At 66.6% G+C, this 728-nt stretch carries 1 protein-coding gene; it reads right to left on the bottom strand.

Annotation, left to right across the window (positions count from 1 at the left end; genetic code table 11):
- Window positions 1-414: 414 nt before the first annotated feature.
- Window positions 415-594 (bottom strand): hypothetical protein, encoded by a 180-nt coding sequence (locus ACYVDG_RS32710; protein ID WP_460764201.1) that lies wholly within the window; start codon window positions 592-594, stop codon window positions 415-417.
- Window positions 595-728: the final 134 nt, after the last annotated feature.

Genomic DNA, 728 nt, shown 5'->3' with positions numbered 1-728 from the left:
CAGTGGGAGTGGACGGTGCACGCTCCTCGTTCCTGGTGATCAGGGTGATAAGAGCCGTATGACGGGAGACTGTCACGTACGGATCTGTGAGGGCCGGGGGGTGAGATTCCCCCCGGCTACTCGGCGGACGGGTGGTTGAGGTCCGAGCGGTCCCGGCCTTCGGCCGGGCAACTGCGTCGGCCTGGCGGCCGATCCCTGCCACGCCGCCGGAGCGGTAACGCCTGAGGGTGTCGCGGCCGGTCATTCGCCCCTGCGAAAGCCGAACCCCTGTCGGCCTGGGGGCCGATTCCTGCCACGCCGCCGGAGCGTTGACGGGTCGGGTGTCGCGGCCGGTCATGGTGTGCAGCGACCCCTCGGGAGGGTGCCGGGCTACCAGGGCATGGGGGCGTGGGGTGGTAGGGCCTTGGCGGGCGGTTACCGCTTCTCGAGTGTGGGGGTAGGTGTGGGGGCTGGGTCGGGGTCCCCGTCCGGGTCCTTGCCCCCACCCTTGTCTTTGTTGTTGTTCCGGATGCGGTGGGAGGGGCGGCCCTGCCAGATGGAGGCCTCCGGGTTGGTCTCCCGGCGGTACTTGAGCCGGTTGTGGTCCGAGCACAACGGCTGAATGTTGTGTGTGCCACGCGCACAAAGAAAGGTTGAGAAGGAGGTAGGAAACCTTAATCGATGTGCTAACTGCGTGAAAGATGAAGGATATGGCCCTTCGGTGCCGCTCTTCGGGGAGGGGTACCAAA

The sequence above is a fragment of the Nocardiopsis oceani genome (assembly GCF_054777395.1).
This window is presented reverse-complemented; position numbering and strand designations above follow the sequence as displayed.